The sequence below is a fragment of the Xenorhabdus eapokensis genome (assembly GCF_001908105.1).
The window spans coordinates 219,973-245,992 of the sequence record NZ_MKGQ01000002.1 but is presented as its reverse complement, the minus strand read 5'-3'; the positions used below and the strand labels follow the sequence as shown (position 1 = coordinate 245,992).

The following is a 26,020-nucleotide window of genomic DNA, read 5'->3' as shown; positions in this document are numbered from 1 at the left end:
TGGTTCAGACAGTGTGATATTCGATTTCATAAGAACAGGCAATAAGTCATCTGATTACCGATTATAACACCAATGCAGATAGTTTATCTGATCAACTTATCAGGCTGGATATACCTAATATGATCAAAATAAATCTTACATATTCATTATTACCGATAAAAACATCTCTTTATCTACCGATAAGGATCAAAATCAACACTTGTTGATTAATAATTTTTATATGATAATCCCTCTGTTTTCTATAACGATTTGTGTCAATAAAATAGAAAAAATCAATTCAGTAATTGCTATTCAATAAAATAAATCGGAAAAATATGGATACTCAAGATATGAATCTCAATTCAGGAGAGAACAGCGTCTCTCTGAGCAAGGAAAAAGATACATTCATTCCAGATGGTCGTGCTGCGGGAGCTGGGGCGGCAACAGAGTGGATTGGTAATGCATGGGAAATGTTTAAAGCAAAACCACTGAAATGGATACTGTTATATTTAATCTATTTCGTTATCATTGCAATTTTACAATTCATCCCTATCATCAGTATTGCCACGATTCTGTTTAGTTCAGTATTTATTGCTGGATTTATTGCTGCCAGTGAAAAACAGCGAACAACCGGTGATTTTGAAATAGAATTACTTTTCCATGGGTTTAAGAATAAACTTGGCTCATTAGTGGCTGTTGGCGGGCTTGTCATTGGCATATATATACTTGGTGCCATTGCTGCTGTCATACTTGGTGGAACAAGCCTAATTCAAGTATTATTGGCAGGACAGGAATCAGACCCAATGCTAGTAATGGGTGGTTTTTCTACTTTAATGCTGGCAATATTGGTTATATTCTTCTTTGGCATTGTTGCCCTTGCATTTAGTTGGTTTGCTCCTGCTCTGATTATCATTAATGATTTAAAATTTGGTGAAGCAATATCAATGAGTTTAAGTGCAGTAAGAAAAAATCTATTCGGTGGTTTCCTGTTTTTCTTATTGACGGGTCTTCTGATGTTTATTTCCGCAATTCCACTTGGTTTAGGTTTGATTGTTACTTTACCTATGTATATGGCAACCTATTATACAACTTATCGCAGCATTTTTTATGCTACAGAAACCCAAGAAACAAAATCTCACTTAATCAATTAAATATTTTCAATAGATATTTATATGTAAAAAGCGCCATATTCGGCGCTTTTTTATTAAAAAAATATGGTATTAACCAATATATTCCAATCCATTCATATAAGGACGCAATATTTCTGGGATTTCAATACGGCCATCTGCTTGCTGATAATTTTCCATCACGGCAACCAAAGTACGACCTACCGCAAGACCAGAACCATTCAGTGTATGTACCAACTGAGTTTTCTTGTCATCTTTACCACGGAAACGCGCTTGCATACGGCGAGCCTGAAAATCCCACATGTTGGAACAAGAGGATATTTCACGATAAGTATTTTGCGCTGGTAACCAAACTTCCAGATCGTAAGTTTTTCTTGCGCTTGCTCCCATGTCACCCGTGCACAGCAGCATCTTACGGTAAGGAAGATTCAGTAACTGTAATACCTTCTCAGCGTGTCCAGTCAGTTCCTCCAATGCTTCCATGGATTTTTCCGGATGAACAACCTGAACCAATTCAACCTTATCAAACTGGTGCATACGGATAAGGCCACGGGTATCACGACCATAAGAACCCGCCTCAGAACGGAAGCAAGGGGTATGTGCCGTCATCTTCAATGGTAACGCGCTTTCATCCAGAATTTCATCACGAACTAAGTTAGTGACCGGAACTTCCGCAGTTGGGATCAGCGCATAATGACTGCCAGATTCTTCTTCCAATGGTCTGGTATGGAACAGATCTTCACCAAACTTAGGTAACTGCCCCGTACCATATAAAGAATCATGGTTAACCAGATAAGGGACGTAAGTTTCCAGATAACCATGCTGCTCTGTATGCAGATCCAGCATGAACTGGGTGATAGCACGGTGCAGACGAGCGATCTGCCCTTTCATTACTACGAAACGCGAGCCAGTCAGTTTAACCGCAGCAGCAAAATCAAGGCCGCCAGTCAGTTCACCCAGTGATACATGGTCTTTGATTTCAAAGTCATATTGGCGTGGTTCACCCCAACGACTAATTTCCAGATTATCACTGTCATCTTTTCCGTCCGGAGAAGAATCATCTGGGATATTCGGCATACTTAATGCAAGATTACGGATCTCAGCCTGCAACGTTTCCAGTTCAGCTTTTGCTGAATCCAGTTTTTCTCCCAACTGATTCACTTCCTGACGCAGTGGTTCAATATCTTCACCACGGGCTTTCGCTGCACCAATAGCCTTCGATCGGGAATTACGTTCTGCTTGCAGGGTTTCAGTTTCAACTTGTAAAACTTTGCGGCGCTCTTCTAGTTTGCGCAGCATCTCCACATCAAGGGTATAACCCCTGCGAGCCAGTTTTTCGGCGACTGCGTCTAGCTCATTACGCAGTATATTTGGATCGAGCATGCTAGTCCTGTGCTTGTTGTTATTGAAAAAACTACAGCTAAGAGCTGTCGTTTGAAATTGTTAGATATAAACCTTACCGTATCAAGAAAATTAACGATAGCGTTTTGTTGGGCTATTTTGATCCTGTTCCATTAGCCAGTTTAACTTTTCACCTATCTTACTTTCCAGCCCTCTGGCAGTCGGGTAATAATAACGTGCTTGTTGCATTTCTGGTGGAAAATAGACTTCGCCGGCTGCATATGCGTTAGTTTCATCATGAGCGTAGCGGTACTCTTCACCAAACCCGATTTCTTTCATTAATTTAGTCGGAGCATTACGCAAATGGGCAGGAACATCATAATCCGGTTTGTTTTGTGCATCCGCCATAGCTGCTTTGAATGCGGTATAAACAGCATTACTTTTCGGTGCACATGCAAGATAGACAATCGCCTGTGCGATCGCCCTTTCTCCTTCAGCCGCTCCTACACGCGTAAAACAATCCCATGCTGCAATAGCTATCTGCATTCCGCGTGGATCAGCATTACCCACATCCTCAGAAGCAATTGCCAGTAACCGACGGGCAACATAAAGAGGATCACCGCCTGCGGTAATAATTCGGGCGTACCAATAAAGTGCTGCATCAGGTGCTGAACCGCGGATTGATTTATGCAGTGCAGAAATTAAATCGTAATATCGATCACCTTGATTATCAAACCTGGCACTCCTTTCCCCACTCACTTCTTTCAGTAATTCCGGCGTCAAAATCCGTTGCCCTTGCGCATCGGTTTCTGCCATGTCCGACATCATCTCCAGCAAATTCAGTGAACGGCGTGCATCTCCCGCCACAAGCTCTGCTATCATTTGACGAGTATTGTCCGGTAAGACGATATTTTGCCCACCAATGCCACGCTCTGTATCGTTCATGGCCTGAATAAGAACCTGTTCAATTTCTGCCGTCGAAAGTGATTTCAATAAATAGACACGAGCCCGTGACAATAAGGCCGAATTTAATTCGAAGGAGGGATTTTCAGTGGTTGCACCAATAAATGTGATCGTACCATCTTCAATATGTGGCAAGAACGCATCCTGCTGGCTCTTATTGAATCGATGAACCTCATCAACAAATGAAATAGTTCTGCGCCCTACATTACGATTTTGTCGTGCTTTTTCTATGGATTCACGAATTTCTTTTATGCCAGAAGTGACTGCCGAAATACGCTCAATATCAGCTTGTGCATAATAACCAATAATTTCAGCTAGTGTTGTTTTTCCTGTTCCGGGCGGTCCCCATAAAATCATGGAATGAAGGTGACCAGCCCGGATGGCTCGCGGCAAAGGCTTTCCTTCCGCCAGTAAGTGCTGTTGGCCAATATACTGATCTAATGTGACTGGCCGCATTCTTGCGGCCAGTGGCTGAAATTCATTTTGTGAAAAATCGAGCGAAAGATTGTTCACTTAAACCTCACTGGCGTTGATCGTCCAGCGTGACCCCTGCCGGTACGGTAAATTTAAATTTTGCCGCATCCACGTTTACATTTTGCTGCCCTTTCAATTGGTAAGCACTTTTTTGCCCATCCTGTTCAACGGCAGTAAATTTTTGGATTGTTCCTTCTGGTGTCACGGTAATTGAAAAATGTTTTAAATTGCCATTGCTATTATGGGGAGTCAGCTCGAAATTATTACCGTTTTGCATAACCTTGTACTGTTTCCAGTCGGCAGGATCATTGCGTGCAATCAGCATAAATGGCGTATTTCCCGTCGCTTCTTTTAACCAATTTGCCGTCACCTGTTCAACAAAAGGATTATAAAACCACAGCGTCTTGCCATCAGAAACCAAAACACTCTCATCAGGTGACGTCATATGCCAGTTAAACAAATTTGGGCGTTTGATCCAAAGCTCTCCCTCTCCTTGTTGGACTGTTGAACCATCATTGCTAGTTACTGTTTGAGTAAAACTAGCATGAAAACTATTCACCTTTCCTAAACGCCCTTGCAGATCCTGCGTTGCATTAGCCCAAGCAGAACCTATGCTCACACCCATCATCAGACAACCAATCAACATCAGTTTTTTCATGTGCAAGATACCTTCAATTCGTTTTCTTATCCGCCATCAATTGTCGATACTGTTTACATTTCACGGCGATAATTAATGTTCATGTGACGGAGGTGCTAAAACTTCACGATTACCATTATGCCCAGGTGCACTCACTATCTGTTGTGCTTCCATTTGTTCGACAATCCGGGCTGCTCGGTTATATCCAATCCGGAATTGACGTTGCACACCCGAAATAGAAACGCGACGTTTTTCAACCACAAATTCAACCGCCTGATCAAACAGGGGATCTAGCTCTTCGTCGCTATCAAATCCCATACCGCCTTCACCGTCTTCTCCTCCTTTGACAATACTGTCTATATATTGAGGACGACCACGGGCTTTCCAGTCATTCACCACTTCATGCACTTCTTGATCGCGCACGAATGCACCATGAACACGTACAGGAATGGAGGAATTTGGCGCCAAATAAAGCATGTCTCCCATACCAAGCAATGATTCCGCGCCACCTTGATCAAGAATGGTACGGGAATCTATTTTACTGGATACTGTAAATGCAATACGTGTCGGAATATTTGCCTTAATCAGTCCGGTAATAATATCAACAGAAGGACGCTGGGTTGCCAATACTAAGTGGATACCTGCTGCTCGTGCTTTCTGAGCCAAACGGGCAATTAATTCTTCCACCTTTTTCCCCACTGTCATCATTAAGTCGGCAAACTCATCAACCATGACAACAATATACGGCTCTTTTTTCAGCATAGGATGCGTTGTATCCATGCTATCACCTGGCTTCCAGAACGGATCAGGGATCGGCCGCCCCATATTTTCGGCTTGCTTGATCTTGTCGTTATAGCCCGCAAGGTTACGCACACCTAGAGCTGACATCAGCTTATAGCGTCGCTCCATTTCATTTACGCACCAACGCAATGCATTGGCGGCATCTTTCATATCGGTGACAACTTCAGTCAATAAGTGCGGAATGCCTTCATAAACCGATAATTCAAGCATTTTAGGGTCAATCATAATAAAGCGCACATCCTCTGGTTTCGCTTTATACAGAATACTGAGGATCATCGCATTGACCCCTACCGATTTACCCGAACCTGTCGTTCCTGCTACCAATAAATGAGGCATCTTACCCAGATCAGCCACAACCGGCTGCCCTGCAATGTCTTTTCCTAAGACGATAGTTAACGGTGAAGGGTTATCACGGAATTTCTCACAGTCCAAAACTTCCCGCAGGTAAACCGTTTGGCGTTTTTTATTGGGTAATTCCAAACCAACATAAGGTCTTCCCGGAATAACTTCCACGATACGGACGGCTACCGCTGAAAGCGAGCGAGCGAGGTCACGTGATAAGTTAGAGATACGCGAAGCTTTCACTCCAGGAGCTAAATCCAATTCAAATCGTGTAATGACAGGCCCTGGAGAAAATCCAACAACATCTGCTTTAACACGATAATCGTTCAAACGCGCTTCAATTAAACGCGAAGTTTGCTCAAGCGCAAACATGTCAACCGGTTCTTCTTCCGCCGGTGGTTCAGCCAAAAGATCCAAAGAAGGCATCGGCGTCGTTGGTTTTGGCAATGGCTGATCATTACGTCTCAAAAATGGATGGAACAGGCTATCTTGCTGCGGTTGCTGCACAAAAGTAGGCTGATTCCTCGATTCGTGAGAATCAAGAGTGATTGCTGTATTTTTGTCCTGAATTTGTTGAGCCGGTGGCTCTGTTGGCATAACAAATTCCGTCGGCTCAGGTTGATTCAGGTGGTAACGTTCACGTTGCTGTTGCTCAAACGCTATCCTCAACGCTTCTTCCTGTGCTTTTTGTTCATCTACTGGCTGTTCGCCTATAGTTTGTCCATCTGCACTATTTTTCGTCAACTCATCAGCTACTGTTGGTTGCTTATCTATCAGCGTACTGTCTTCACGAGACTCTGACTCTCTGTTTCCTTCTTCTAGATCAGCACCATAGCGCTCACGTTGCTGTTCGAGGAATTGCTGACGCAACATGTCTTGCTGTTGGGCATCCATTCGCTGTTCGTTAGCTTCTGCAATTAACTCATTCTGCCTCTCTTTTTCTTTCCGTTGCATGTGTTCTGCCAAACGGTGAGAAGGCACTTTGATACCATACAATTCGCGACGTGTTGGGATCCTGACAGGATTAGGGCGCGGCATTTCAGGACCAATACCTTGTTTAACCTGTGGATTCTTCGCCATAACAGCAGAGCTCACAATATCCGCTGCCGTATTTTTCAAATTGGCATTATCAGTTGCAGGAAGCGTAAATATATCGGTGACATCATCTTGTGAATGCGCACTCGTACCAGCAGAACTGTTTGTGGATAGATTTGAAATAACCTGAGAAAAATCATCTGATTGTGGATGTGTGTCTGATTGGTCATCATCCGGTAATTCAAAAGAATAGCGAACAGGCTCCTGCTCCTGAGGTTGATCAAATGCTGGAGCAGTCGGAGAATCTGACGCAGGTTGTAACGCGGGATCTGTATTAGCTAATTCGGCTAATGTTGGGGCTGTCAGTAATACATCGTCTGCGTCTGGTGTTTCAGTTGCAACCGCAGATTTAACCATTTCATGTTTGTCTGCATGTTCTGCGTGTTCTTGTTCACTGGCTGAACGTTCGGAAACTAACGCACTCTCTAAATCATTTTCGTCACATTCAGCATCATGACGGCCACGATTGATGACAAAACTCAGTGAATCCAAAATAACTGCGCCAATTTTTTCTGCAATCGCAAGCCATGACCAACCTGTAAACAGTGTGAATCCAACGGCCCAAATGCCAAGCAGTGCCAATGTTGCCCCCAGGATGTTGAACCACGGTAGAATCGCATTGCTGAATAAATTGCCAATGACTCCGCCAGCAGCAAAATCATTTAAATCATCAATATTGAGTGCAGCCAAACCACATGATGTCAGTATCAGAGCTAAAGCACCAATAACGCGTAATGCAAGTGTGAAGAAATCAATGTACTCTTGCCTATCTTTCTGACGGAAAGCATTCCAACACCCTAACAACATAAATGGCGGGACTGCATAGGCAAGAATACCAAATGCCGAGAATAGTATGTCAGATAACCAGGCACCAACACTGCCCCCCCAATTATGGACGGGTTCATGCCATGATGTCTGTGACCAACTGGGATCAGATGGATTGAAGCTGATAAGCGCTACTATTAAATACACAGCACAGATAGCAATAACCAACAGAACGGCTTCCAGAAGCCGGCGGCCACTGCTTATCTTCTTTAACTTAACACGTTTGTCTTCTGTATATTCCTGGTTCAAGAAAGGCTCTCCAGGTTTTTCTGTTGATTAAATGGAACAACGCTGAGGGTAGCTCAGCGTTGAAACTGTATGCATAAACAGGAGTGTACCTAAGTTTTTTCTGTTTTGCATCTGTACATTTTAGATGAAAGCTTAACGAGTCTTAATCACCAAGCGGTTACTCTGTTTCACTTCTTCCATCACAACATAAGTACGGGTGTCGTTAACACCTGGAAGACGCAACAAAGTTTCGCCGAGCAACTTACGATATGCAGACATATCTGGTACACGTGTTTTCAGCAAGTAGTCAAAATCACCAGAAACTAAATGACACTCTTGGATTTCTTCTAGTTTCTGAACAGCAGTATTAAATTGTTCAAATACATCTGCTGCACCGCGGTTCAACGTAATTTCAACAAATACCAGCAATGATGCATCCAAATAATGAGGATTCAGCAAAGCCGTATAGCCAGAGATAAAGCCCTGACGCTCTAAGCGACGTACACGTTCCAGACAAGGTGTTGGTGACAAACCAACTCTTTTGGATAACTCCACATTAGAAATACGGCCATCTTTTTGCAACTCATTAAGGATATTACGATCTATACGATCAAGATCTTTTCCTGGACGCTTCTTATTATCTATCATCTTATTGCTCTCTCTTTATATTCCTACACCTAAAACATTTTCCCTATCTCTTTCAAGCTGTTGAGCTGGAAAAGATGTCTTCAAAGGTTAAAACTCAATCTGTAACCAAGGTTTAAGGACTACTACAACTTCTAGAAACAATCTCCCAGAATACAATTTCCCAGACTGCAATCTCCCAGAATTCGATTAATTTTCCCTTTGACTTTCCAAGTTGCTGCTATGTTCGCTGTGCTCACTCACCCCAATCACTCAGTTACTCATATGTCAGCCACTCATCATTCATACTAGTTTCTATGCGCTTGAGGTTTTGTTCCCTTATCGCCGCACTACAACTTGAAATCCATTAGGAATACGACACGATTTACCAGAACACTGTCTCTCAGAAACATCATTTCCCAGAACACTATTTCTCAAGATATTAGCACCAAAAACACTAGGTTTTTCAGAAACAGCTTAACGGCAATTTTTATATTCTATGAGAAAATCACTCACACTAATTTATCCATTTTATAGAAACAATTGATTAGCAGAAGAGATAATTATCTCTTACACTGATGTTTTCGCAAATGCACAGCCGATTGTCAAAGTAAATGAACAAAAATCAGAACAACCTGCCAAACAAATTTTCAGTAAATCGTTTCGATAGCTTATTTCGTGTCTCATATGTATAAATGATGTTCAATTCAGGAAGTTAAACAATCATCTCTTACAATACGATTACATCATAGTTACTATCTATCGGTAAAATCGTTAATAACATGAATATTTTATCTGATAATTGCTTTTTTTAACTTATTATTTCTCCTACAATCCCTAAATCTGCAATATGTGATAGGAAAAATGAGGTATCCATGAGCACAGCCAAACACAGTAAACTTATCATTCTTGGTTCAGGCCCTGCTGGTTATACCGCTGCTGTGTATGCAGCCCGCGCTAACCTAAATCCTGTCCTCATTACTGGGGTTGAAAAAGGCGGCCAATTGACCACCACGACTGAGGTTGAAAACTGGCCCGGTGATCCTGAAGGGCTGACTGGCCCAAGTTTAATGGAGCGAATGTTCCAGCACGCCGAAAAATTTCAAACAGAAATCATTTCTGACCATATTCAGAAAGTTGATTTCTCAAATAGACCATTCCGTTTATTTGGTGATGATCAGGAATATACCTGTGATGCTTTAATTATCGCGACAGGTGCTTCAGCCCGTTATCTCGGATTGCCTTCCGAGGAAGCTTTCAAAGGTCGTGGGGTATCTGCCTGTGCAACCTGTGATGGTTTTTTCTATCGCAAACAAAAAGTTGCTGTAGTTGGTGGGGGGAATACTGCCGTTGAAGAAGCTCTGTATTTGGCGAACATCGCCTCTGAAGTACATTTGATTCACCGTCGTGATACTTTCCGTTCAGAGAAAATCCTGATTGATCGTCTGATGGAAAAAGTGAAGAACGGTAATATCATTCTGCATACTGATCGTACGTTGGATGAAGTACTGGGTGATGATATGGGTGTTACCGGCATTCGCATTCGTGATACGAAAAGTGACAGCACTGAAGAACTGGGTGTTACCGGCGTTTTCATTGCCATCGGCCATAGTCCAAATACGGGCATCTTTGATGACCAGCTAGAGCTGGAAAACGGATATATCAAAGTCCAATCTGGCTTACATGGTAATGCTACCCAAACGTCTATTCCTGGTATCTTTGCCGCCGGAGATGTTATGGATCATGTGTATCGCCAAGCTATCACCTCAGCAGGTACAGGCTGTATGGCTGCACTGGATGCTGAACGTTTCCTTGACGGATTGGCAACCAAATAATCTATCTTTCCCCAAGGCGCTATTTCGATAGCGCTTTTTAACAGGTAACATACAACCTGGTTTGATATTCCGTATCATCACCCCCTAATCAGAAATTTTTCTTATGGACAAAACAAGACAATCTGAACTTGTTCGATGGCTGAAGCAGCAAACTGCTCCTGCCCGTCGGTGGCTTCGTTTATCAATGCTACTTGGCTTAATCAGTGGATTGCTGATTATTTCTCAGGCCTGGCTCTTGGCGACAATCCTCCAGGCTCTGATTATGGACAATGTTCCCCGTGAAAATCTGATCGACCAATTTCTAATGTTGGCCGCTACTTTTACATTACGAGCGATTGTCAATGCTGTTCGGGAGCGAATCGGGTTTATTTGTGGCAAAATTGTACGTCAACAAATTCGCAATATGGTACTGGATAAACTCGAACAATTAGGTCCAGTGTGGGTTAAGGGAAAACCCGCAGGAAGTTGGGCGACCATTATCCTGGAGCAGATAGAAGACATGCAAGATTTCTACTCTCGCTATTTACCTCAAATTACTCTTGCGACAATGATCCCTATCTTAATTCTGATTACTGTGTTTCCAATTAATTGGGCCGCAGGATTGATTTTATTTGTCACCGCTCCATTGATTCCTCTGTTTATGGCTTTGGTCGGGTTAGGAGCCGCAGATGCCAATCGGCGCAATTTTGTTGCTCTCAGCCGATTAAGCGGTAATTTTCTCGATCGTTTACGGGGTTTGGAAACTTTGCGCCTGTTTCATCGAGGGGATGCGGAAGTTGAACAAATCGCGGAGTCAACAGAAAACTTTCGTCGTAGGACGATGGAAGTTCTGCGCATGGCATTCCTATCTTCAGCAGTTTTAGAATTTTTTGCTGCAATTTCCATTGCTGTTGTTGCTGTTTATTTTGGTTTTTCCTATTTGGGCGAATTGCACTTTGGTAGCTATGGCATCGGTGTTACGTTGTTTGCAGGTTTCCTCGCGTTAATCCTCGCACCTGAGTTTTTTCAACCACTGCGCGATTTAGGTACGTTTTATCACGCCAAAGCCCAGGCAGTCGGAGCGGCAGAATCGCTCTTCACCTTACTTAGCAGCGATGGAGAACAGGTCGCAAATCGCGGTGAGAAAACACTATCAGATAAAGAACCCGTAACCATTGAAGCCTGCGGCCTGGAAATTATGTCCCACGATGGACATCGTCTTGCCGGTCCTTTGAATTTTACCATTGATAAACGTCAGCGAATTGCTCTGGTTGGAAAAAGTGGTGCGGGCAAAAGTTCGTTGATCAATGTATTGCTGGGATTCTTGCCTTATCAGGGTTCCTTAAAAATCAATGGTATTGAGTTGCGTGAACTCAATCTCACCAAATGGCGCGAACATTTAAGCTGGGTTGGGCAAAACCCACACCTGCCAGAACAAACAGTGCTCGATAATATTCGTCTTGGTCAATATGACGCAACGCAAGAGCAAATCAATGATGTGATGGAACGGGCTTATGTCAGTGAGTTTATTAACGACCTTCCAGATGGAATCAATACGGTGATAGGTGACAACGCTGCTCGTCTGTCTGTTGGACAAGCCCAACGTATTGCGGTAGCACGAGCGTTGTTAAATCCTTGCCAATTATTGCTATTGGATGAACCAGCCGCTAGCCTTGATGCCCATAGCGAACAGCGTGTGATGATGGCTTTAAATCAAGCATCACATCAACAAACCACATTATTGGTCACTCACTTGTTAGAAGAAACGCTATCGTATGACCAGATTTGGGTAATGGAAAACGGATTGCTTATTGAGCAAGGTGATTATCAAACTTTAAGCCAGTCTCAAAGTGTATTTTCTCGTTTATTGTCTCACCGTAGTGTGGAGCTTTAATCATGCGTGTATTACTCCCATTTCTCGCACTCTATCGTCGCCATTGGTTTCTCATTAGCTTAGGTATGGTATTGGCAATTGTGACACTACTAGCCAGTATTGGGTTGCTAACACTCTCTGGTTGGTTCCTGGCTGGTACCGCCCTGGCAGGGTTCGCAGGGTTATATACATTCAACTATATGCTGCCAGCCGCCGGTGTTCGCGGTGCGGCCATTTTTCGCACGGCTGGACGTTATGGTGAACGGCTTGTCAGCCATGATGCAACATTCCGGGTATTAGCACATTTACGTGTTTTCGCATTTCAAAAAATACTGCCCCTTTCTCCGGGAGGCATTGCTCGTTTTCGTCAAGGTGAGTTGTTAAATAGGCTTGTTGCGGATGTGGAAACACTGGATCACCTGTATCTGCGCGTTATTTCCCCTGTTCTCGCCGCATTCGTCGTCATTCTCGCTCTGACATTCGGCCTGGGCTTGCTTGATATCACCCTCGCTTATACTATTGGCGGTATTATGTTAGGACTGCTGCTGATATTACCTTGCGTGTTTTACCACGCAGGAAAACCTTATGGCAGAAACATGACCCAACAACGCGGTCAGTATCGTACATTACTGACCAGCGCCTTGCAGGGGCAAGCTGAGTTAAGCGTATTTGGTGCACTCAAGCGCTTCCGTCAATCCATGACTGAGATTGAAAATAACTGGCTAAAAAACCAGCAAAAACAAGCCAGTTTAACCGGACTCTCACAAGCCATTATGATTTTTTCCACTGGTATTACAGTAACGCTGATTTTGTGGTTGGCTGCGGCAGGGGTGGGAGAAACAGGTGTAGGAGAAAATAGTCAAGCGGGCGCATTAATAGCACTGTTTACATTCTGCACCCTTGCTGCGTTCGAAGCACTTGGGCCAGTCACAGTGGCATTCCAGCACATGGGGCAAGTCATTGCATCTGCAACTCGAGTTTCTCAGTTGATGCACCAAAAACCGGAAGTCACCTTCCCTTCTCATGGACCGCAAGCAAATGACAAGCTCAGTCTTGAAATAAAAAATGTTGATTTCACCTACCCTGACCAGCCACAGCCAGTATTGAAAAATATATCTCTATCTCTGACATCCGGCGAACATATTGCTTTACTGGGGAAAACAGGATGTGGTAAATCAACACTTTTGCAATTATTAACACGTGCCTGGGACGTCAATAGCGGTGAGATTCAACTCAATCAGCACCCGATCTCCCACTATGATGAGTCAACATTACGTTCAATGATGTCTATCGTTCCGCAGCGGATACATATCTTTAGCCATACCTTGCGTGAAAATCTCTTATTGGCAAAACCAGATGCTCATGACGATGAATTAACAACCGTACTGCAACAAGTAGGTTTAGGGTACTTGCTAGACACTGATAAAAAGCTAAACTGTTGGATGGGTGAGGGAGGGCGTCAGCTTTCCGGTGGAGAACAGCGTCGCTTGGGTATTGCCAGAGCATTGTTGCACAATGCCCCTTTAATGCTATTGGATGAACCCACTGAAGGACTTGATGCAGATACAGAACAACAAATTCTGTCGCTGCTACACCGTAGTTGTCAGCATAAAGCGTTGATTATCGTTACCCATCGACTTACAGGCTTGCAACACATGGATCGGATTTGCGTTATGGATGGAGGACGCATTATCGAGCAAGGGAAGCACAATGCGCTACTCGCTCAACAAGGGCGTTACTATCAATTTTATCAGCGACAACAGTTTTATCAGCTACAGAGCTATTCTGAGCAAAGGTGATGCAACTTATGTCGATAGCTCAATTGGGTAACTCATACGAATTTCCCCACCCTACCAATGCACTCGTTGATCCTAATGGTTTATTGGCATTTGGAGGAGATCTAAGTGCAGAACGTTTACGAGTAGCGTATCATGAGGGGATTTTTCCGTGGTATTCGCCTGATGAACCGCCTTTATGGTGGTCTCCCGATCCCAGGGCCGTGTTAATTCCAGGAGAATTGCATATTGGCCGAACACTACGTCGATTTATTCGCAAACATATTTACCAAATTACGGTAAACTATGCCTTTGATGAAGTGATATATAATTGCGCCCAACGACAAGAAGGCACCTGGATTGGAACCGATGTTCAAAAAGGTTATCAAACTTTACATAAAGAAGGTTTAGCTCATTCAATTGAAGTCTGGCATGACTACCAACTTGTGGGTGGTTTATACGGCGTTTGTGTCGGTACACTATTTTGCGGTGAATCGATGTTTAGCAAAATGGAGAATGCTTCCAAGTGCGCTTTTGTCGCATTCTATCACCATTTTTTGCGTTATGGTGGTCAGCTATTTGATTGTCAGGTACTAAATCACCATACAGAATCATTGGGTGCTAAAAATATTCCGAGAGAAAAGTTTCTCCAGTATCTTTATCAATTAAGAAAGCAGCCATTGCAATCAGGTTGCTGGTCTGTACAAAAGCTGGATTGATAATTATCTCTTAGAAATAAATGCTGTTCATGGTGGGATGTCATCATTAGCCATCATATTATCGCGTGTAAAATGATGACTTAAAATACGACATTCCTTTACATAATGATGGTTTTTCGGCATTATCTTGCCGGTTAAAAACTATGGTTGTTACATTTAGAGGATTAGATGGCCAAAGAAGACACTAATTTTGAAATGCAAGGTACTGTTTTAGAAACACTGCCAAATACCGTGTTTCGCGTTGAATTAGACAACGGGCACACTGTCACTGCTCATATCTCAGGAAAAATGCGTAAAAACTATATCCGCATCCTGACAGGAGACACAGTTACAGTTGAGCTAACTACATATGATCCGGAAAAAGGACGCATCACTTTCCGTAGCCGCTGATTAAGAGCCCTTAACACCACAGGTGAGCATATTTTTTCAGAATTCACCTGTGGTGTGGCTGCGACTAATTTTTACTACCTGTCAATTACCAGCTTCTATCATTTATACCTATAACACGGCATCTTCCGATCTCTTTTTATTTGATTTTTGAGCGCTCTTAAAGTCATATACCAATGTCTGTTTAGCTTTATCAAGTTTAATCTTGACTGAGCCTCCATGCACCAAAGAACCAAATAACAACTCATTCGCCAGTGGTTTTTTAAGATTGTCCTGGATTACACGCGCCATAGGACGTGCACCCATCGCCTTATCATAACCTTTGTCACATAACCATTGACGGGCATCTGCACTGACTTCCAGAGAAACACCTTTTTCATCCAGTTGGGCTTGTAACTCGACGATAAATTTATCAACAACTTGCTGAATAACTTCAGCAGAGAGCGCATCAAACCAGATGATGCTATCAAGGCGATTGCGGAATTCAGGTGTAAAAATCCGTTTTATCTCTTCCATGCCATCCGTACTATTATCCTGCTCCGTGAACCCAATAGATTTACGCTGTATTTCACGTACCCCTGCATTGGTTGTCATCACCAAAATAACATTGCGGAAATCCGCCTTACGACCATTATTGTCGGTCAACGTGCCATTATCCATAACCTGTAACAGCAGGTTAAATACATCAGGATGCGCTTTTTCAATCTCATCCAATAATAGTACAGAATGAGGATGTTTGATGATCGCATCGGTCAATAATCCTCCCTGATCATACCCAACATAACCCGGAGGAGCACCGATTAAACGGCTGACAGTATGTCGTTCCATATACTCTGACATATCAAATCGCAATAATTTGACATTCAATACCTTGGCAAGTTGGACTGTGACTTCTGTTTTTCCCACTCCCGTAGGCCCTGCAAACAAGAAAGATCCTACTGGCCTATAATCCTGTCCCAATCCAGCACGGCTCATTCTAATGGCTTCTGTCAAAGCAGCAATCGCTTTGTCTTGACCAAAGACCAACATTTTCAAACGCTCATCCAGTGTTTTCAATACATCTTTATCACTGGCTGACACCGTTTTTTCTGGAATACGGGCTATGCGAGCAACAACAGTCTCAATATCGGCAACATTAATAGTCTTCTTACGGCGGCTAACTGGCACTAACCGGGTTCTTGCACCAGCCTCATCAATGACATCAATGGCTTTATCCGGTAAATGACGATCGGTAATGTACTTCACAGATAACTCCACTGCGGCTCGAATGGCCTTCGCTGTATAACGAACGTCATGGTGTGCTTCATATTTAGCACGCAGCCCATTGATAATTTGTACCGTTTCTTCCGAAGAAGGCTCAAGAATGTCAATTTTTTGGAATCGGCGAGCCAAAGCCCGATCTTTTTCAAAAATATTGCTAAATTCGTGGTAAGTCGTTGAGCCAATTACCCGTATACGCCCACTGGACAACAGCGGTTTAATAAGATTAGCTGCGTCCACCTGCCCACCAGAAGCAGCACCCGCTCCAATAATAGTATGGATTTCGTCAATAAAGAGAATGCTTTTACTGTCCTGTTCCAATGTTTTTAACAAAGACTTGAAGCGCTTCTCAAAATCGCCGCGATATTTTGTCCCTGCCAGCAACGAGCCAATATCCAGAGAATAGATAGTACAATTCTGCATCACTTCGGGCACATTCTTCTGCACGATACACCATGCAAGCCCCTCAGCAATAGCTGTCTTACCAACGCCCGATTCTCCAACAAACAGAGGATTATTCTTGCGGCGACGACAGAGTACCTGAATTGCTCTTTCCAACTCATTCTGACGGCCGACAAGCGGATCAATTTGCCCTTTCTGTGCCAATTGGTTCAGATTGGTCGTGAAATTTTCCAATCGATCTTCACTAATTACCGGCTCTTCTGGAACCGGATTGATACTGTGGTGGGTATCATTATCTGATTCATCTTTACGGGTTCCATGAGAGATGAAATTCACAACATCCAAACGACTGACGTCGTGTTTACGCAGTAAATAAGCAGCCTGAGATTCCTGTTCGCTAAAAATGGCAACTAACACATTCGCCCCAGAAACTTCCGAACGCCCCGAAGATTGAACATGAAATACCGCGCGTTGCAAAACACGCTGAAAACTTAATGTAGGTTGTGTATCCCTGTCATCATTCTCAGATAACAACGGGGTCGTTTGTGCAATAAAACTTTCTAATTCCTGGCGTAACATCGCCAAGTCGACTTTACAAGCCTCCAATGCTTCTCGCGCTGATGTGTTACTTAACAACGCCAGCAACAGGTGCTCTACAGTCATAAATTCATGTCTGTTATCCCTTGCTTTGGCAAAAGCAATATTGAGACTAAGCTCCAGTTCTTGATTGAGCATAAGCACCTCCTCCCAAATTTAAGTAAGCCAGATCAGACCTTTTCCAGCGTGCAAAGTAACGGATGCTCGTGCTCTTTAGCATACATGTTCACTTGCGCAGCTTTAGTTTCTGCGACCTCTGCCGTATAAATTCCGCAAACAGCTTTCCCTTTGTAATGGATATCCAGCATTAGTTGCGTTGCTCGTTCAACATCATAAGAAAAGAACTTTCGCAATACGTCAACTACAAACTCCATAGGGGTATAATCGTCATTGTTAAGAATAACCATATACATTGATGGTGGTTGTAGTTTTTGTTTTGCATCATCCTCAATAAATTCTTCAACTTTCAAATCGTTATAAAACTCAGTCATTATTCTTCCGTTGGGTATTAACTGTCCGCTGGATTTTAGAATGAACTCATTCATTCTACTGCTATATATTTTATCACTTCATAAAGCACTCTGCTTATCCCTCCCTTGATTAACAGATCAGGATCTTGCCTAAAAATCAGATACCGTTATCTATATCAAACTTTGGTTATTTGAGACAGCTTGACGTTGTTTATATGCTTGACGACGTAATGAATTTCACTACAGTATATTTTATGAACACCGCATTCCGTCTGGGCGTTTGTTCATATTTTTAAATTTTTAGTGACTCCTAAACCCGAAATAGTGATACGAGGGATAGAGAAGTATGGAAACAGGCACTGTGAAATGGTTCAATAATGCAAAGGGCTTTGGATTTATTTGCCCAGCTAGCGGGGGCGAGGATATATTCGCTCACTATTCAACCATTCAGATGGATGGTTATAGGACGCTGAAGGCCGGTCAAAAAGTGAACTTTAGCGTTCATCAAGGCCCTAAGGGTAACCACGCCAGCCTCATTGTACCCCTGGAAGGTGGTTCAAAATCAAAAAAATAGTACCCCGATAAATTCGTAATTCCACGCCACAAATAGACAATAAGCTTATTTGTGGCGTGCTATTTTATTCCCTTGCCAGGGCCTCTATAGGGTCGAGGTGAGCTGCATTTCTTGCAGGCAGGAAGCCAAAGATTATCCCTATTGCCGTTGAACAACCAAATGCGATGATAAATGCAGTGATGTTATAAACGAAATTCCAGTTCGGTAACAGCAATTGCGCCATAAAAGAAAGGCTGTATGACAAAATAATCCCCAGTATCCCCCCCATTAAACAAACCAAAACAGCTTCAATAAGGAATTGCTGCATAATGTCACTGGTTCTGGCTCCTACAGCCATACGAATACCAATCTCTCTTGTACGCTCGGTAACTGATACCAACATGATATTCATGACACCAATTCCTCCGACAACCAAGGATATTACCGCAACTAACGTTAAAAATATTTGCAGCGTCCGGGTTGTTTTATCCATTATCTTAATGGTGTTATTCATGTTATAAGTGTGAAGGTCTTTTTTACCATGACGAAATATCAGTAATTGATTAAGTTTTTCTTCCGCTGCATTGGACTCATAGCCATCTTTCAACCTGACATCAATCGAATTCAGATAGCTTTGATTCATCAAACGGCTATTCATCGTACTGTAAGGCACCCAAACTTGTAATGTATCACTACTGCCATAAAGATTTAGCCCTTTAGCAATGACACCAATCACCGTCAAGGGCATATTTGTTAACAGTAACTTTTTGCCTATCACATTATTCTGGTAAGGAAAGAACTTCTTACGTGTATTCTCATCAATGATAACCACTTGAGACTTACTCTCAATCATCTCTGGAGTAAAAGGAATGCCCTGAGAAAACGTCATAGCATACACCTGAAAAAAATCACTACCTACCCCTGATATTTGTGCTTTAGCATCTATATTGCCTTGACGCAAACGTCCGCTATTCACAAATTCGGGGGAAACAGCCCGAACATAGGACTGAGATTTTATTGCCGGAATATCAGTCAGTTTCAGTGCCTGCATATCCAAAGCATTATCACTGCCAAAATCTCCGCCCGGATAAATCGTTATAGAGTTAGTGGCAATAGATTTAATATTTGATAGCACCTTTGATTTTGCCGCATCACCAATTACTAAAATTGTGACGACAGAAGCAATGCCTATTATAATTCCAAGCATTGTCAGCAGAGTACGTAGCTTATTCACATTCATGGCGCGCCATGCCATTAATAAAGCTTCATTAAAACGTCCCCAGATTTGTTGTACTGAAGAAGTTTTTACCTTGACAGTGGTATCTACAGAAGAAGAGGTATGGGGTAATGTTTGATGTTCAGAAGAACGCACCTCACTCATGACACATCCATCTTTAATTTCAATCACTCGTTGAGCCTGTGCCGCAATATTGGGATCGTGAGTAACAATTACGACCGTATGTCCCCGTTGACAGAGCTTCTTCAAGATATCTAGCATTTCCTGGCCGGAAGTACTATCCAATGCCCCTGTCGGTTCATCTGCCAGAATGACCTGACCACCATTCATGAGTGCTCTGGCAATACTGACCCGTTGTTGCTGCCCACCTGAAAGCTGACTTGGTCGATAGTTAATCCGATTTTCCAATCCAAGGCTCTTTAGCAATTCAATCGCTCGCTTACGACGTTGTATTTTGGAAATACCGGAATAAATTGCCGGGATCTCAACATTTTGTTCAGCGGTTAAATGAGTCAATAAATGGTAGCGCTGAAAAATGAACCCAAAATATTCCCTGCGTAACTCTGCCAACTGATCACTATCTAAGTCAGCAATATTTCTTCCTGCAACCCAATATTCTCCACTGCTAGGTTTATCCAAGCAGCCAAGTACATTCATTAAAGTAGACTTACCTGAACCGGAAGCACCAACAATAGCCACCATTTCTCCGGCCTGTATAGATAAAGAAATATTATCCAGAACAGTGACTTGACTTTCTCCAGCCAGATAACTACGGCTAACGCCTTTGAGTTCCAGTAACGTACTCATTATTACTCCTCTACGCTACTATCGCTGCGACTAGTGATTACCCGTTCGCCTTCCTTCAATCCAGAGAGCACCTGAACATTAGCGTTATCAAAAGCGCCTATCGTGATGTTACGTTTTTCTGCTTTGCCATTATGCAAAACACTCACTTCATATTGTGTAGAAGGTAAATATTGAGTTGAAGACGTATCTTGTTGAGACGATATTTCCAAAGCTGAAATTGGGATCATCAATACATTATGCAGAGCCTGAAGCTCCACTTTTACTTGAGCAGTCATCTGCAAACGCAATATATGTTTAGGATTAGGGACTTCAAAGCGAGCATAGTAGAAAATAGCGTTATTCACCGCTTGCGGTGTTGGTAGAATATCTTTCAGGACGCTATGAAATTGTCGGCCTGGTGCTCCTAAAATGGTGAATGAGACTTTCTGGCCGGGCGCTAAATTGATGACATCAGCTTCCGATACTTCTGCATTAACAATCATGGTATCGAGATTTGCCAGTGTCAGAATGGTCGGCGCTTGCTGTGCAGCAATCACGGTTTGTCCCTGGAGTGTTTTAATATCTGCCACAATGCCCTCTATTGGGGCAATAATTCGGGTATATTGCAAATTCGTTTTTGCCGTATCAAGTTTGGCCTTATTTTGCTTAATTTGCGCTGCCAAATCGTCAGCTCTGGCTGCCTTAGACTGCATATCTGTTATGTTGGAGTCCAATTCTTGATGAGATATTAAATGTAATTTAAATAAATGTTTCACGCGATTTACTTTGAGCTGTGCAAGTTTTAATTCAGCTTGTGCCCCACGAAGGTTAGCCTCCAGTGATTTTGCAGTTTCCTGAATTTCTGCCACGGTGTTCTTTGCTGTCTGTGGATCAATTAATGCCAGTAATTGACCTTGTTTAACCTTATCCCCCAATTTCACATAGAGCTCTTTCAATTGACCACTAACCTGAGCTCCTACATCAACTTTACTGACTGCATCCAATTTACCTACCGCCAGAACATTTCTACCGAAATCTCCCTTTATCACGGCACTTGTCTGATATGTAATAGGTTTTTGTGAATAGAAGAAATGGTACCATACAAAGACAATAGCGATGAGAACAAGCCCAGTCCCAATCCAGCGATATTTGGTAAAAAAAAGTTTCATCAACAAATACCTACTATTAAAATATGTTATCTAATTACTTTACCTGCACTTTACTGTAGAAAATATAAACAAACCCTATCAACGAAAGATTTTTGATAAGAAAATTTTCTGATAGCTCTCCTTTAAAAAACCAATATAAAACCAATATAAATGCAGGTAGCCCAAATTACGTTAAATTGACTCTCCCTCTCGCTAACCAATTGCATTCCTGGAGTGATAGAAATCAAGCTCATTAAAACGATAGCGTTCCATTCTATCGGAGATTAAAAATGCGTTGAGTTTCAGTATGTTTCCCTTTATGCTGCTTGTTATTTTAATGTAAACTTTTTGTTTCGGTATATTTTATGATCTTTGTAACCCGTTTTCGTTATTAAGATTAGATAAGAAGATGTTTTTTATTGGATAAGGATGTGGAACATGTATTCAGGATTATTAATTATTCTCCTGCCTTTGGCTCTGGGCTACCTTATTCATCTGAATAATAAATCAACGCTAACTCTCGTGCATCAGCTACTCAATGTTATGGTCTACATCATTCTCATTCTGATGGGGATCAGCCTTGCGATGCTGGAAAACCTGGGCAATCATTTACTTTCCATCTTGCTGTATGCAACAACGTTTTTCCTGTGCATTTTTATAATTAATATGCTAGCGCTTTTCCTTCTGGATAAACGAGATCCGTGGATTATTAATACACATAAACAGGAAAAACCTCCTTCCCGATTACACATGGCTCTGGATTCCGTCAAATTATGTGGTGCGTTAGTATTGGGATTTCTGATTGGATTAACAGGCTGGTCAGGGTTCCATTTTTCCAGACAAGCCAGCGAAATTGCCCTGATTTTTTTACTCTTTCTAGTTGGAATTCAATTGCGCAATAACGGCATGAACCTCAAGCAAACACTACTGAATCGCCGTGGTACGATTATCGCTATCGTGGTTGCTGTGAGTTCTCTGTTGGGTGGTGTACTGGCGGCATTTTTACTGGGATTACCGACCAAAACAGGCCTTGCCATTGCATCAGGATACGGTTGGTATTCCCTCTCCGGTATTTTAATTTCCGATGCTTACGGGCCTGTATTTGGTAGTACGGCATTTTTCAATGATTTAGCGCGTGAATTGGCGTCTATCATGCTTATTCCCATGCTAATAAATCGCTACCGTTCAACCGCATTGGGTTTAACAGGAGCAGCTTCAATTGACTTCACCTTACCAATCTTACAACGTTGTGGTGGTATCAGTATTGTGCCAGCAGCCATCGTTCATGGTTTTATATTGAGTTTATTAACCCCGTTATTCATCGCATTGTTTACCCAATAAAAACCATCCAGGTTTAGTGCGTAAACTGAATAAAAAAAAATTTTCGATATAAAAATTAATCTATCCAACTAATATAAAGAGCAAAAAAAGATCTAAAAAATGCCGACAAATTGATTGGTTAACTTATTAAGTTGTATTAAGTTGATTAAAATAACAATTTTATGCAGATGTAATTGCATAGTTATGCTTATGAGACTAATATCGCATCAATCAATTAACTATTCATATTTTTCACATGGGCATTCAATTAAAAAACATAAATTGCTTCTATGGTTCACACCAGGCTCTCTTCGATATCAATTTTGAATGTAACTCAGGAGAAACTGTGGTGTTGCTGGGACCCAGTGGGGCTGGAAAAAGCTCTTTGCTGCGTGTGTTGAATTTACTGGAGATGCCTCGTTCTGGGCTACTCAATGTGGTAACGCACCAATTTGATTTCGAACAACAACCTAATTACAAAGAAATTCTCGCATTGCGCCAAAAAGTTGGCATGGTCTTCCAGCAATACAATCTATGGCCACACTTGACCGTGATGGATAACTTGATTGAAGCACCTTGCCGAGTATTAAAGCAATCCAAACAACAAGCACGGGAAAAAGCAGCAAAACTCCTTTCCCGACTTCGTTTGGAGCAATTCACCAACCGTTTTCCACTGCATCTTTCCGGTGGACAACAGCAACGGGTTGCTATTGCACGTGCATTAATGATGGAACCTCAGATTCTATTGTTTGATGAACCTACCGCTGCACTCGATCCCGAAATCACAGCCCAAGTTATTGATATTATAAAAGAGCTGGCAGGAACCGGTATCACTCAGGTTATAGTGACTCATGAAGTGGAATTTGCTCGCAAAACCGCAAGCCAGGTTGTATATATGGAGCAGGGACGCATTATCGAAAAAGGTGATACCACGCATTTTATGCGTCCTCAAACAGAATCCTTTGCTCACTATTTATCACACTGAAATTTATCACACTGAAATTTATCGCACTGAAACACCATACTGGATCTATAAACTTTTTTAATTTCAATTGACTACATTCCCATAAAGTTCATAAACAACAGGATATTGCTATGAAGAAATTATTGTTTGCAGCCTTATTGAGTGCAGTGACCTTATCAGCAACCGCAGCGGAGGAATCAACTCTCCGTTTTGCGACGGAAGCAACTTATCCTCCATTTGAATTTATTGATGCAAACAATAAGATTCAAGGATTCGACGTCGATTTGGCGAATGCCATATGTGCAAAGCTCAACGCAGAATGTACATTCACCAACCAGGCATTTGATAGCCTTATTCCCAGCTTAAAATTCCGTCGGTTTGATGTTTTGATGGCGGGTATCGACATCACACCAGATCGTCAAAAACAAGTTGATTTTACCCAAACTTATTATGATAACTCTGCTATGTTCGTTGCTATCAAAGGGAAATTTGCTCAAGTTGCCGACCTCAAAGGTAAGCAAATAGGTACTCAGAATGGCACTACACACCAGAAGTATTTGATGGAGCAACATAAAGAGCTGAAAACCGTGCCTTATGACAGCTATCAAAATGCAATCCTTGATTTAAAAAATGGTCGTATTGATGCGTTGTTCGGTGATACTGCCGTCGTCAATGAATGGCTAAAAAAGAATAAAGAGTTAAGTACGGTTGGCGATAAGGTGACAGACAAAAACTACTTTGGTATCGGTTTAGGTATTGCCGTCCGCAAAGGTAATACTGAGCTACTGAATAAACTGAACAAAGCACTAACCGAAGTTAAACAAGACGGTACTTACGACACCATCTACAAAAAATGGTTTAAACAATAAACTCAATCCTAATGAATGAACTCCACTCTTTAATCAGTGCCGCCGGAGTTACCGTCGGCCTTGCCATTTCCTCGCTTGTCGTCGGTTTAGTTCTGGCAATGTTGTTGACTGCATGGGAATCCATTCGCTGGAAACCTATTGCTTTTTTAGGCTCTTGCTGGGTTACCTTGATCCGAGGATTGCCTGAAATTTTAGTTGTTCTCTTCATCTATTTTGGCAGTTCACAACTCCTCATTACACTGTCGGAAGGTTTTGATATCAATCTTGTTATCTGGCACTTTAAAATACAGATGGAAATTGACAACTTTGATGTCAGTCCTTTCCTGTGCGGTGTTATTGCCCTGTCTCTGCTCTATTCTGCTTATGCTTCACAAACGCTGCGGGGAGCATTAAAAGCGGTTCCGTCAGGGCAATGGGAAGCCGGTCAAGCTCTGGGGTTAAGCCAAAGTCGCATCTTTTTTCGCTTGATTATGCCTCAAATGTGGCGCCATGCCCTGCCAGGGCTTGGTAATCAATGGCTGGTCTTATTGAAAGATACGGCACTGGTTTCGTTAATCAGCGTTAATGATCTGATGTTACAAACAAAAAGTATCGCCACCCGAACTCAGGAGCCGTTTACATGGTATATGGTTGTTGCTGTGATCTATCTGATAATTACTCTGGTCAGCCAATTTATTCTCAAACAGCTTGAAATGCGCGCCACCCATTTTGAACGGAGTGCTTCATAATGTTTGAATACATCCAGGAAATTTTATCCGGCTTGCAAACCAGCCTCAGTTTGACTTTCTCAGCATTGTTGGTCGCATTCATACTGTCCATTGTCTTGACCACGATCCTGACAATGAAATGGCCTGTACTTTCTCAATTGGTGAGAGGCTATATCACACTATTTACCGGAACCCCGCTCCTCGTTCAGTTTTTCCTGATTTACTACGGGCCGGGACAATTTCCATCACTTAAAGAGTATCCGTGGTTATGGCAACTTATGTCAGAGCCGTGGCTGTGTGCAATGATGACACTTACATTGAATAGTGCAGCCTACTCAACCTTGCTATTTTACGGGGCTGTCAAAGCCATTCCTGCCGGACAATGGCAATCTTGCCAGGCTCTTGGTATGTCCAAAGTGCATTCTATGCGCATTCTGTTACCTTATGCTTTTAAGCGAGCACTCTCTTCCTATTCCAATGAAGTTGTGCTGATTTTCAAGAGCACTTCACTAGCCAGTACCATCACCTTATTAGACATCATGGGATATAGCCAGCTTCAATTTGGGCGTAGTTATGATGCAACGGTATTTATTGCTGCGGGGATTATTTACCTCTGCATAAATGGTCTTTTAACACTGCTGATGCGTATGATTGAACAACGAGCCTTATCATTTGAACAGCGCAATTAATCAGCATTCACACC

Annotated in this window: 21 protein-coding genes; 12 read left to right on the top strand and 9 right to left on the bottom strand. The window is 42.4% G+C overall.

Annotation, left to right across the window (positions count from 1 at the left end; genetic code table 11):
- The first annotated feature begins 314 nt into the window (after positions 1 to 314).
- A complete protein-coding gene (locus tag Xedl_RS40645) occupies positions 315 to 1,130 on the top strand; it encodes a BPSS1780 family membrane protein (protein WP_074022507.1) in 816 nt (271 codons plus the stop codon).
- A gap of 69 nt (positions 1,131 to 1,199) precedes the next feature.
- On the opposite strand, the gene serS is transcribed toward Xedl_RS40645, so the two are convergent.
- The 5 genes from serS to lrp form a co-directional block, all read right to left on the bottom strand.
- Positions 1,200 to 2,489 carry a serine--tRNA ligase gene (gene serS / locus Xedl_RS40640; RefSeq protein WP_074022506.1) on the bottom strand — a complete coding sequence of 430 codons (1,290 nt, stop codon included), beginning with the start codon at positions 2,487 to 2,489 and terminating at the stop codon, positions 1,200 to 1,202.
- Between the two features lie 90 nt (positions 2,490 to 2,579).
- Positions 2,580 to 3,923 (bottom strand): replication-associated recombination protein A, encoded by a 1,344-nt coding sequence (locus tag Xedl_RS40635; protein ID WP_074022505.1) that lies wholly within the window; start codon positions 3,921 to 3,923, stop codon positions 2,580 to 2,582.
- Between the two features lie 7 nt (positions 3,924 to 3,930).
- Positions 3,931 to 4,542, bottom strand: a complete 612-nt coding sequence (gene lolA, locus Xedl_RS40630; RefSeq protein ID WP_074022504.1) for an outer membrane lipoprotein periplasmic chaperone LolA — start codon at positions 4,540 to 4,542, stop codon at positions 3,931 to 3,933.
- A gap of 72 nt (positions 4,543 to 4,614) precedes the next feature.
- On the bottom strand, positions 4,615 to 7,833 hold the full coding sequence (locus tag Xedl_RS40625) for a DNA translocase FtsK 4TM domain-containing protein (RefSeq protein ID WP_074022503.1): 3,219 nt from the start codon (positions 7,831 to 7,833) through the stop codon (positions 4,615 to 4,617).
- 132 nt (positions 7,834 to 7,965) lie between these two features.
- Positions 7,966 to 8,460 carry a leucine-responsive transcriptional regulator Lrp gene (gene lrp, locus Xedl_RS40620; RefSeq protein WP_004256338.1) on the bottom strand — a complete coding sequence of 165 codons (495 nt, stop codon included), beginning with the start codon at positions 8,458 to 8,460 and terminating at the stop codon, positions 7,966 to 7,968.
- Positions 8,461 to 9,311: 851 nt separating this feature from the next.
- Between lrp and trxB the strand changes: the two genes are divergently transcribed.
- From trxB to infA, 5 genes are all read left to right on the top strand, one after another.
- Positions 9,312 to 10,271 (top strand): thioredoxin-disulfide reductase, encoded by a 960-nt coding sequence (trxB, locus tag Xedl_RS40615; RefSeq protein WP_074022502.1) that lies wholly within the window; start codon positions 9,312 to 9,314, stop codon positions 10,269 to 10,271.
- Positions 10,272 to 10,374: 103 nt separating this feature from the next.
- Entirely contained in the window at positions 10,375 to 12,144 is a 1,770-nt protein-coding gene (gene cydD, locus Xedl_RS40610; protein ID WP_074022501.1) for a heme ABC transporter permease/ATP-binding protein CydD, read from the top strand.
- 2 nt (positions 12,145 to 12,146) lie between these two features.
- On the top strand, positions 12,147 to 13,922 hold the full coding sequence (gene cydC, locus Xedl_RS40605; protein WP_074022500.1) for a heme ABC transporter ATP-binding protein/permease CydC: 1,776 nt from the start codon (positions 12,147 to 12,149) through the stop codon (positions 13,920 to 13,922).
- Between the two features lie 8 nt (positions 13,923 to 13,930).
- Entirely contained in the window at positions 13,931 to 14,617 is a 687-nt protein-coding gene (gene aat / locus Xedl_RS40600) for a leucyl/phenylalanyl-tRNA--protein transferase (RefSeq protein WP_074022499.1), read from the top strand.
- A gap of 168 nt (positions 14,618 to 14,785) precedes the next feature.
- Complete coding sequence (gene infA / locus Xedl_RS40595; RefSeq protein WP_074022498.1) at positions 14,786 to 15,007, top strand: translation initiation factor IF-1; 222 nt, start codon at positions 14,786 to 14,788, stop codon at positions 15,005 to 15,007.
- A gap of 108 nt (positions 15,008 to 15,115) precedes the next feature.
- Here infA and clpA read toward each other — a convergent pair whose 3' ends face one another.
- Positions 15,116 to 17,401, bottom strand: coding sequence for an ATP-dependent Clp protease ATP-binding subunit ClpA (gene clpA / locus Xedl_RS40590; RefSeq protein WP_074022497.1), 2,286 nt, complete (start codon positions 17,399 to 17,401; stop codon positions 15,116 to 15,118).
- A 32-nt stretch (positions 17,402 to 17,433) separates the two neighbouring features.
- On the bottom strand, positions 17,434 to 17,754 hold the full coding sequence (gene clpS / locus Xedl_RS40585) for an ATP-dependent Clp protease adapter ClpS (protein WP_074022496.1): 321 nt from the start codon (positions 17,752 to 17,754) through the stop codon (positions 17,434 to 17,436).
- A gap of 325 nt (positions 17,755 to 18,079) precedes the next feature.
- Here clpS and cspD point away from each other — a divergent pair, with 325 nt between their 5' ends.
- Positions 18,080 to 18,307, top strand: a complete 228-nt coding sequence (gene cspD, locus Xedl_RS40580; RefSeq protein ID WP_074022495.1) for a cold shock-like protein CspD — start codon at positions 18,080 to 18,082, stop codon at positions 18,305 to 18,307.
- Positions 18,308 to 18,371: 64 nt separating this feature from the next.
- Here cspD and macB read toward each other — a convergent pair whose 3' ends face one another.
- Together macB and macA are read right to left on the bottom strand one after the other, a co-directional pair.
- Positions 18,372 to 20,330, bottom strand: a complete 1,959-nt coding sequence (gene macB, locus Xedl_RS40575; protein WP_074022494.1) for a macrolide ABC transporter ATP-binding protein/permease MacB — start codon at positions 20,328 to 20,330, stop codon at positions 18,372 to 18,374.
- Between the two features lie 2 nt (positions 20,331 to 20,332).
- Complete coding sequence (gene macA, locus Xedl_RS40570) at positions 20,333 to 21,478, bottom strand: macrolide transporter subunit MacA (RefSeq protein ID WP_074022493.1); 1,146 nt, start codon at positions 21,476 to 21,478, stop codon at positions 20,333 to 20,335.
- Between the two features lie 417 nt (positions 21,479 to 21,895).
- Between macA and Xedl_RS40565 the strand changes: the two genes are divergently transcribed.
- The 5 genes from Xedl_RS40565 (at position 21,896) to artM (ending at position 26,006) form a co-directional block, all read left to right on the top strand.
- Positions 21,896 to 22,798 carry a LysO family transporter gene (locus Xedl_RS40565; RefSeq protein WP_074022492.1) on the top strand — a complete coding sequence of 301 codons (903 nt, stop codon included), beginning with the start codon at positions 21,896 to 21,898 and terminating at the stop codon, positions 22,796 to 22,798.
- A 235-nt stretch (positions 22,799 to 23,033) separates the two neighbouring features.
- Positions 23,034 to 23,762: an arginine ABC transporter ATP-binding protein ArtP gene (gene artP / locus Xedl_RS40560; RefSeq protein WP_074022491.1), complete on the top strand. Its 729-nt coding sequence runs from the start codon at positions 23,034 to 23,036 to the stop codon at positions 23,760 to 23,762.
- A gap of 110 nt (positions 23,763 to 23,872) precedes the next feature.
- Entirely contained in the window at positions 23,873 to 24,610 is a 738-nt protein-coding gene (gene artJ, locus Xedl_RS40555; RefSeq protein ID WP_074022490.1) for an arginine ABC transporter substrate-binding protein, read from the top strand.
- Between the two features lie 11 nt (positions 24,611 to 24,621).
- Entirely contained in the window at positions 24,622 to 25,338 is a 717-nt protein-coding gene (gene artQ / locus Xedl_RS40550; RefSeq protein ID WP_074022489.1) for an arginine ABC transporter permease ArtQ, read from the top strand.
- Entirely contained in the window at positions 25,338 to 26,006 is a 669-nt protein-coding gene (gene artM / locus Xedl_RS40545; protein WP_074022488.1) for an arginine ABC transporter permease ArtM, read from the top strand. Before artQ ends, artM begins: the two co-directional genes overlap by 1 nt.
- Positions 26,007 to 26,020: the final 14 nt, after the last annotated feature.